Origin of the sequence: Sphingomonas sp. CFBP 13728 (assembly GCF_014841895.1) — a bacterium.
GTDB lineage: Bacteria > Pseudomonadota > Alphaproteobacteria > Sphingomonadales > Sphingomonadaceae > Sphingomonas.
Genome location: NZ_JACYUS010000007.1, coordinates 86,328 through 95,183, shown reverse-complemented (window position 1 = coordinate 95,183; position 8,856 = coordinate 86,328). Strand labels below are relative to the sequence as shown.

The window sequence follows — 8,856 nt, the reverse complement described above, 5'->3', positions numbered from 1 at the left end:
CTTCTTCTCTGCCGTCGCGCTCGCGGCCACCGTCATCTTCTGGCTATGACCAATGAGTCCTGACCCTAGGAGCACGCCGGTCACGGGATCGTTCGCACCGGTGTTCGCGGACAATGTAGGCCGACCCACGCCGTTCGCGTCGAACACCGGCGCGCCGAGGGGGCCCCATTGGAGCTGCGTCTGTGTGGCGTTCAGCTTGTTGTAGAATGCGCCGACGAGATATTCGAAGAAATGTCCGGTCGACGAGGCAAGGTGGACCTCCTCGCTGAACTTCTTCGAGCGCAATCGGCCCATGTTGAACGGCAGATACGCGTTGACGTCGACCGGTAGCAGATCGGCGGGCGTGTCGTTGTCGTACACCGTCTCGCGGTAGGCGGTGATCGAGGTCAGCGTGGCGCCGCCGAAGTCGTAATTCGCGTGGAGCGAGCCACCCTTGTTGGTCATGCCGATCGAGCCGAGATAGCTGTCGAGCGAGTCGGTGTTCTTCTCGCTGGCGACCACGCCGAGCGCCGCCATCTGTGCTGTGATCGCGGCGGAGGGCGCGAAGACGGATCCGGCAGGACCACCGACCGGCGTGCGCACCGAGGTGTCGTAATGGCGGGTATATTCACCGGCGAGCACGAACTCGAGTGCGTCGATCGGGCGGTAGAGCAGCTTCGCGCGGACGCCGTATTCGTCGACGCGGTTGAGGTTGCGGTTGATCGTCACATAGCGCCCGGCGCCGTCCTGGCCCTGCTCGAATGCCGAGACGCGGAGCGCAGCGGTGTCGCTGATCGGCACGTTGACGGTGCCGTTGACGATCCGATCGTTGCGCTCGCCATAGCTGCCGTAGAAATTGCCCGAGGTCTGACCGATAACCGGGTTGTTGGTTGTCAGCGAGATCACGCCCGACGTCGAGTTCTTCCCGAACAGCGTACCCTGCGGCCCCATCAGCACGTCGACACGCGCAACGTCGACCAGCCCGATGAGGCCGTTGTCGCGCTGGTTGTCCATCACGACGTCGTCGACCACGACGTTGACCGACTTGGCGTTGGAGAGATCGAACGAACTGCTCCCGACGCCGCGGATTTGGAAGGCGGCGCCCTGGGTGGGGTTATACTGCACGCCGGGGACGACATATTGCAGGTCGGTAAGGCCGATATAGCCGGTCTTGGCGAACTGTTCCCCGGTGACCGAGGTGATCGAGATCGGCACCGACTGCGCCTTCTCCAGGCGACGCTGTGCGGTGACGACGATGTCGGTCAGGCCTTCGTCGTCCGCGCCAGCGTTGGCCGCCTGCCCGAGGGGCTCGGCCGTTTGGGGCGCCGACTGCGCATACGCTTGTTCAGCGACCAGACCGCAAAGAAGCAAAGCCGTTCCCGTCAGAAGGCGTCCGAAATTTAGGATTTTCACAGTAGTTCCCCAACTGCCCTTGATCCGTCAGCGGGCATTGCAGTGCTGTAGAGGCGTTCCGTGACAGGAGGATTACAGTTGTTCAGCTCGAACCATATCCGATTTGAGAGCCAATGGTTTCCCGGGAATAGCGTTCTCAGCGCCTACGTCTCGGTTTCGCAACGTTTGGATCGAGATGGCCATCAGCAGCGCCGCGCACACGGCCGGCATAAGCTGCGCTGCTAGGTACGGATGTTCAGTCCCGATTGACGTTGCCGGATCGAACCCGAGCAACCGGTATCCTGCGAACAACAGACCCGTCGCCAGTGCGCCGCAAAGATTGAAGGGCAGGTGGAAGCCGGCATAATGCGCCGCGGCGCGCGCGTTTACGTCGCCGTTGCGCGCCGCAAGATCAAGTCGCTCGCCGAGCAAAAGCCGTAACGCCATGAAGTCGACTGCCGAGACCAGGCCGAACAGCGCCGTCCAGACGATCAGCGCCGCCGGCCGACCGGGAGTAAGCACGATCAGCGAGACAGCGAGCAGCAGGTTGATCCAGAACGCGGCCTTCAGTGTCCACGTGGGCGGCACACGCGATCCGCTGGCAATCGCTGCGGCGATGCCGATCGCGGCGCAGATCGATTGGACCAGAACGCCGGTAGGTCCCCAGCCGGGAAGCGTGAGCGCGGTGTCGACGAGGTAGAGATAGGCGGTGCCGGTGACGGCGGTATGCGCGCCGTTGAGCGCGAACAGGATGGCCAGCCGGCGGTTCCCACGATTGGCGAACAGCAGCCGCACCGGTTCCAACAGTGTACCGCGATGCCACGCTATTGGCGGCGATGCGCGGTCGGGGACGAACAGGATCAGGCCGGCATGAGCCAGGGGTGCGCCGATCGACACAACGAGCAGGATCGCCGCGAACGGCGACCAGCGGCCGGTGTGGAGCGCGCCGATCAATGAAAATGATATCGCGCCGAGAATCCCGGCGAGCGATCGGAGACCAAACACGCGGGCGCGGCCTATGCCGTCCCGCGTTGCCTCTAGCGCCCACGCACCGTGGGTCACATTGCAGACCGCCCAGCCGACCACCAGCGCGATCAAGGCGAGAGCGACAAGCAGGAGGCTGCTCGTCCGGTCGAGACACAGCATCACGACGCCACCGGCGACGAGCAGCGCCGTGCCGCACAGCATCCACGATACGCGCGGTCCCAGCCGCCCCGGTCCGCGATCGCACAGCGCGCCGGCGATTATTTCCGCCGGAATTGCGGCGAGGCCAGCGAGGATTACGAGCCATCCAACAGCCGCAATCGGCAAACACAGATCATAGGAGAGATAGGCGGCGAGGAAGGTGCGTCGTGCCAAGTCGTAACCCGTGAAAACCCAGGTAGGCATCGACAGCGCCAGCATCTGGCTGACCGATGGCGTACTCCGTGTGATTATGCCGCGGTCCACGCCATCGCTTAGGCCGTAGATGTTCCCGTTCGATGACAGCGGCGTGGGTGTCCGGCGCTCAGTCGGCGCGTTCGTCGTTCCAGGCATCTAGCGCCGCGAACGCGCCGCGATAACACGCATCTTCTGGAAGGTTGCGGCTCATAGCGACCATCCGCATGCCAAACAGCGCGATGGAGATGACCTGTGCGGTCGCGCGATCGAACCCCGCATCCGAGCGCGAACCGAACCCCAGCGTCATCAGATCGGTGACGCGGATATTTTCGCCGCGCCGCCGTCGCATGTCGAGCGCGTAGGGCCGCAGGCTCGGCTCACGCACACTGGCCAGCGCGATCATCGACGTCGCCTTGACGAGATCGCGCGCCTCCGCATCGTCGCCCGGCGGGGTCTTGTCGGCGCGTGCGCGGTCGCGAGTACCGTGGAAACGGGCGATCACCGCATGGAGCCCCGCCACGACCAGCGCTGCTCGGCCCCCGAAATGATACACCACGGTCGACGCCGGCACCCCCACTGCCAGTGCCACCGAGCGGTGGGTGACCGCGTCCATGCCTCGCGAGACGATGATCCGGGCGGCGCTGTCGGCGATGCGCTGGCGTTTCGGATCGTCGGGCACCGCGATGGGGAGATCGTCCGGTTCGAGCAACGCGATCAACCGTTCGATGGCTGTACCGCCGGCGCCGCCGCACGGACGGAGCCCGTCGGCGAACCGTTGCAGGCACAGCACGCGCAATACCGCGTAGGCAGGTTCTTCGCTCGCGCCGAGCGCGAACCCCGCCTCGTCGAGCACATAACCCAGCGCGAGGTCGGCGAGCGTCGGAGAGCCGAACATCAGGTTCGACCAAAATGCACCGGCTCGCGCGAGCCATTGATCGAGTATGCGCGACGGCGCCTGCTGCAACGCGTGATGGTGGACAAGCTCGATCAGGAAGATCGCCTGCTGCCCCCCTGCGGTCATCCAGTCCCTGAACGCAAGATCCGCGAGCGCGGCGCGTACGGTACTGTCACCCGGTGGCATCTGGGCAGCCAGTGCGGACCATCGGTCGAAGAAAAGCTGGTCGCGTTGCGCGGCGATATCGACGATGCGGTCGATCAGTTCGTCCTTGGTACCCATCCGCGCCGAGATCGCAGCGACGCTGACCTTCAGGCTCGATGCGAGCGGGCGCAGCGTCAATCCAGCAAGGCCGTCATGAACGATTATACGGATGGCGGCATCGACGATCGCGTCCTGACCAATGCCTTCCCGGCCAGCAGAGTCGTGTACGTCCACCCGGCTTGCGCTAGCGTACGTCGTGCGCAACGTCACGATCGATCGCCGAGCTTTTTTGAGGACTGCCACCAATTCTGGACATTCCACAGCGATCGACGCCTCCGTGGAAGCAGAAACTTATTCATCTCGTGCGATGGTGGATCAAGCTTCCCTGGCAGCCACGTGGGCAGCGTACCTCTAGCCTTTGATTACTCCCGAATGCGCCTATAGCTCAAGGATGCCAATCATAGACGACGGCGCCTTCCACGATCGCAACAGGCGCCTCATGTATTGTAGCGCCGATCGTTTCGTCACGACTATTTGCGACGTGGACCACCGCTTCATTTGCCACCGTTCCGAACCCCAGGCCGAGTTCAGTCGCGAGCATATCTTGCCGAACTGGCATTTACGGGAGTTTGGTCTTCACCGGGTATCCGTAACGCTGCCGAACCGCGAATTGCACGGCCACGTCACCGAAGTGGGTTGGCGCCGCGCCCGGAGCCTTGCGCCTCGGCCTCTGGTGACGATCGCTGACCCTGGCTTGAGGCGCCGCGGAGAAGTGCGTTGAACGTTTCCGTCCGCCTTTATAATAGCACCGGACCAGTTACTTCGGTCGCCTCGTGCTCGGCAACCGCACCCGGCAGCACGCATAAAGGTAGATCGTCAGGATTTTGAGAAGCAATGAATTATCGCCATTCCTTCCATGCTGGCAATAGTGCCGATGTCGTCAAGCACAGCTTGCTGATCGCCCTCGTGCAGGCCTTGCAGCAAAAACAGGGCGCCTTGACCCTGATCGACACCCATGCCGGCTGCGGGCTGTACGACCTCGACGGCCAGGATGCCCAACGTACCGGCGAGTCCACGCAGGGCGTCCTGCGGGCCCTTGCCGACCCGAACCCGTTGCTGGACGACTACCGCGCCGCCATACGGGCGGTGAACGTAGGCGCCGAGCCGCGCTTATACCCCGGATCGCCGCGGATACTGGCGCAGCTTCTGCGCCCGCAGGATTTCTTAATCCTGAACGAAAAACATCCCGATGACGCCTACACCCTGCGCGGCGTGATGCGCGGCACATCCGCTGCCGTGCATGAGCGCGACGCCTACGAGCTTTGGCTGGCGATGCTGCCGACCCGAACCGCGCGGGGCGTGGTGGTTGTCGACCCGCCGTACGAGCAGCCCGATGAGCGCGAACGCATCACAGCCACCCTCGCTGCCGCTCACCGCAAATGGGCGCATGGCGTGACGGTGATCTGGTATCCGCTGAAAGACCGCACCACGCATTCGCGGTGGACGGAGCAGTTACGCAAGCTCGGCATCCCAAAACTGCTGCAGGTTGACCATTGGTTGTACGATGACGATCAGCCCGGCATCTATAATGGCGCAGGCCTTTATATCGTCAACCCGCCCTACGCCTTCACACAGGCGCTGCCACCCATGCTGGAAGCCCTGCGCGCCGTGCTGGCGCCGGAGGGACATCGGGGCGAGATCACGACCGATTGGTTGGCCAGTTAAAGAGTGCCCGATGGTAGGGGCGACGACGATCGAAAGCCGCTACTGCTCCGGCTCCAGCCATTTGAACTTCCCGATCCCTGCCGAGGCATCGAAAACACCGTTCGACGCTGCGAAAAGCTGCAGTGCTTTCGCGAACAGCACGAGTTGAGCGCCTTTGCGGCTTAAGAAGCTTCGGCCCGATCATTCTTCGAGTTGGGATAGGGTGCAGCTTTGCGGTAAAGTCCTGCAAAGACAGTGAAATTAGCGGGGGCGCCGGAGCGCCCCCGCGACCTCTCAAATCTTCACGCGAAGACGGGTGTAGTAAAAACCTCCGTTGAAGCCGAACGGACCGCCGTTACGCGGATAGACCTGGCCATCCGACGTGCCGCCGGTGAGCGGATAGATCTGCACCGTCGAATTGGGAGCCAACCGATCAGGATGCTCGTCGGTGAAATTCTGAGCGCCGACGGACAGGGTGAAGTAGTTGAAGGTGTAGCTCAGTTCCAGATCGGTGGTGAACTTGCCGCCGAACCTCTGGTTCGCAACGCCGTTTGTCTGGCCGTAATCCTGGGCACTGGTGAATGAGCTGTAATAGTTCTCGCGAACGTTGAAGCTCAGATTGTCCAGGGACCAGTTCGCATTGAACACGACGCGGTGCTTGGGCGCGAGATTTTCGGCGTCGATAAGCTGGGCGACGCTGATGATCCGGGCGTCGTAATCGGTGACCTTGGTATCGTTGTAGTTGTACGCCAGCGAGAAGTTGAGCAGCGCATCGCTCAGCTTCGTCCGGTACGTCCCGACGACGTCGATGCCCTGCGTACGGGTCTTGAAGCCGTTGGTGAAGTACTGAACCTGACCGCCGATGCCGACCGGCAGCAGCGCCGGTTGCGCCGCGAGGTCCGCTGCCGTGACGATGAACGGCGAGGTCAGGCCGATGCGGTTGCGCAGATTGATGCGGTACCCGTCGACCGTGATGGTCATGCCGCGAACCGGTTCGAGGATGACGCCCAGACCGTAGTTGGTCGACTTCTCCGGCGACAGGTTGGTCGCCCCGTAATATTGCGCGACCGCGGTATTCGTCGGGTACGTTCCGGCCTGGAAAGCGACACCGTTGTTGAACGACGTGGTGACGATCGAGACGTTCGACTGACCCGGCGACGGTGCGTGGAACCCGGTGCCGAAGCTGCCGCGGACCGAGAATCCTTCGACGAACTTGTAGAGCGCGTTGACCTTGCCGACCCAGGCATCGCCGAACGTGTTGTAATGCTCGTATCGGCCCGCTGCACCGACGGTCAGCGCCTCGGTGAGATCCGTCTCCAGGCCGACATAGGCGGCATAGGCCTTTTGACTGAACTTGCCTGCCGTTGCCGGGCTCGTGCCGGCATAGCCACTGGCGCCCACGCCCTGCGGCGCAGTCGCACCCGATAGCGTGTAAACGCCCGGTGCAGTCAACGTGTAGAGCTGCTGCGCTACGGCATAGGGACCTGCGCTATAGGATTGCAGGTCGCCTGCGGTCTGCTCGTAGGTTTCCTTACGGAATTCGCCACCAGCCGAGATGGTCAGCGGAGCAGCGAGGCCGAGGTCGGCGGCATAGGTGAAGTCGGCGTTGAAGTTGGCTTCCTTCTGGATCAGATCGCCGAAGTCGAAGCTCGTCTCCGTCGCTGGACCGTAGGAAAAGTTGGCCGAATTATACATCGACAGCGACAGCTTGTTCCGGGCGAGCGTGCCGGAAAGATCGTAGGTAAAGTCGCCAGCCGTGCCCTTGTAGCCAAGCACGCCGTAGAGTTCCTGCGTCTTGCCGACGAAGCGGGGGGTAAAACCCGCGGGGTAGAGCTGGCTGTACCGGAACGTGTTGCCATCGCGTACGAAGCCTCCGGTCGGACAGGTCGCGTTGCCAGCCGGGCAGGGGGTCAGGAAGAACGTGTTGTTGAACGCGCCGTTGGCGCCCTGATTGCGCACCACGCCGTTCGTGTCGACCGCAGTGCTGGAGACGGACGGACGGTAGTTGAAGCTCTGGTTGCCCTTGCTCTGCGCGAAGTTGCCGAAGAAGTAGAGCTTGCTGTCCGCGGTCACGTTGAGCGCGGCGTTCAGCACCGATTTGAAGCCGTGCGAGGGAGAGTTGCCCCAGATCTGCACGGGGAGGGGGTAGTTGGGCAGCTGCGAGGCGAGCGCGGGAAAGTTCTGCGCGAAGTTCGCTGCCGATGGGCGTTGGCGACCGCGGCTGGTCTGTCCTTCGTCGACATATTCGCCGGTGGCGTTGATGAAGCCCCAATCACCCTTGAGGCCGGCATTCCCGGCGATCTGATAGCTTTCGCCGTCGCCGGCATAATATTGGCCGGCGCGGCCGACCAGTTCGATCCCCTGATCCTCGCGAAGACCGTAGTTGAGCACGCCCGCGATGGCGTCGGAGCCGTATTGTGCGGTCGCGCCTTCGCGTAGCACCTGGAGGTTGCCGATCGCGAGCGACGGGATCGCGGAGATGTCGGGGCCCTGCGCGCCGCGGCCGAGACCGGTGTCGCTGCCGCCATAGACCTGCACCAGCGCCGACCGGTTGTACCGCTTGCCGTTCAGCATCACGAGGACCTGATCGCCCGACAGGCCGCGAAGCGAGGGCGAGCGCACGAAGGTCGACGCATCCGAGATCGAGTTCTGCCCGGCATAGAAGGACGGAACGATGTTCTTCAGCGCATCGATCATGTTGGCGGCGGGCTGCGTCGTCAGATCGGCCGAACTGATGATGTCGACGGGCGAGGGCGAGTTCGCGAGCGTACGGTCGGTACGGCGCGTACCGAGAACGAGGATGTCGCTAGGTGCTTCGGCCTCGGCCGGCGCTACTGCTTGGGGCGTCGAATCTTGGGCAGAGGCTATGGCGACGTCCTGGCCACTACCGGATCCGGCCGCAAAAGCGGCAGAGCCCGATAGCAGTGCGACCGCCAATGCAACGGTCGAAGTCGTGTATCTGATCATCTGAAACCCCTTAAGAAACCCGGCCCTTCAAGAGCCTTCTCCAGATGTTCCTGCCCTCGATCGTCGATTACTCTGGGCGTATCGAAAACGCTTTTTGATCAGCCCTGCGAATGTCGTGACGATGTCATTTTAATGCACCGTCATCGTGGAACAAACGGCCACAACGGGTTCTGTCTGGCAATCGGAAACTTCGCTGCAGATTACGCATCTGTAACAATGTTGTAATTTTATCGCACTTCGGTGAGAGCGAGTTGGAACTGCTGAGTGAACCGTCGAGTGTGTTCAATTGCATAAACGAATGGCAGACGTCGGAGGCGGAAAACCATCCGTAGATG

General features: G+C 62.7%; 5 protein-coding genes. 1 reads left to right on the top strand and 4 read right to left on the bottom strand.

Going from position 1 to position 8,856, the window contains the following annotated elements; all coding sequences use genetic code 11:
* The 3 genes from IFT67_RS18765 to IFT67_RS18755 form a co-directional block, all read right to left on the bottom strand.
* A partial coding sequence (locus IFT67_RS18765; RefSeq protein ID WP_342450652.1) for a TonB-dependent receptor plug domain-containing protein occupies window positions 1-1,392 on the bottom strand: 1,392 nt, incomplete at its 3' end.
* A gap of 72 nt (window positions 1,393-1,464) precedes the next feature.
* Entirely contained in the window at window positions 1,465-2,820 is a 1,356-nt protein-coding gene (locus IFT67_RS18760) for an MFS transporter (RefSeq protein WP_192239617.1), read from the bottom strand.
* Window positions 2,821-2,878: 58 nt separating this feature from the next.
* On the bottom strand, window positions 2,879-4,084 hold the full coding sequence (locus IFT67_RS18755) for a TetR family transcriptional regulator (protein ID WP_192239616.1): 1,206 nt from the start codon (window positions 4,082-4,084) through the stop codon (window positions 2,879-2,881).
* Window positions 4,085-4,744: 660 nt separating this feature from the next.
* Here IFT67_RS18755 and IFT67_RS18750 point away from each other — a divergent pair.
* A complete protein-coding gene (locus IFT67_RS18750; protein WP_192239615.1) occupies window positions 4,745-5,575 on the top strand; it encodes a 23S rRNA (adenine(2030)-N(6))-methyltransferase RlmJ in 831 nt (276 codons plus the stop codon).
* A gap of 273 nt (window positions 5,576-5,848) precedes the next feature.
* On the opposite strand, the gene IFT67_RS18745 is transcribed toward IFT67_RS18750, so the two are convergent.
* The gene (locus tag IFT67_RS18745; RefSeq protein ID WP_192239614.1) at window positions 5,849-8,521 is read right to left on the bottom strand and encodes a TonB-dependent receptor plug domain-containing protein; all 2,673 of its coding nucleotides are present in this window, start codon (window positions 8,519-8,521) and stop codon (window positions 5,849-5,851) included.
* Window positions 8,522-8,856: the final 335 nt, after the last annotated feature.

What these genes read in the sequence shown, in the direction of transcription:
- IFT67_RS18750 (WP_192239615.1), top strand. Translation starts at nt 4,745, where the DNA reads ATGAATTATCGCCATTCCTTCCATGCTGGCAATAGTGCCGATGTCGTC.
- IFT67_RS18745 (WP_192239614.1), bottom strand. Translation starts at nt 8,521, where the DNA reads ATGATCAGATACACGACTTCGACCGTTGCATTGGCGGTCGCACTGCTA.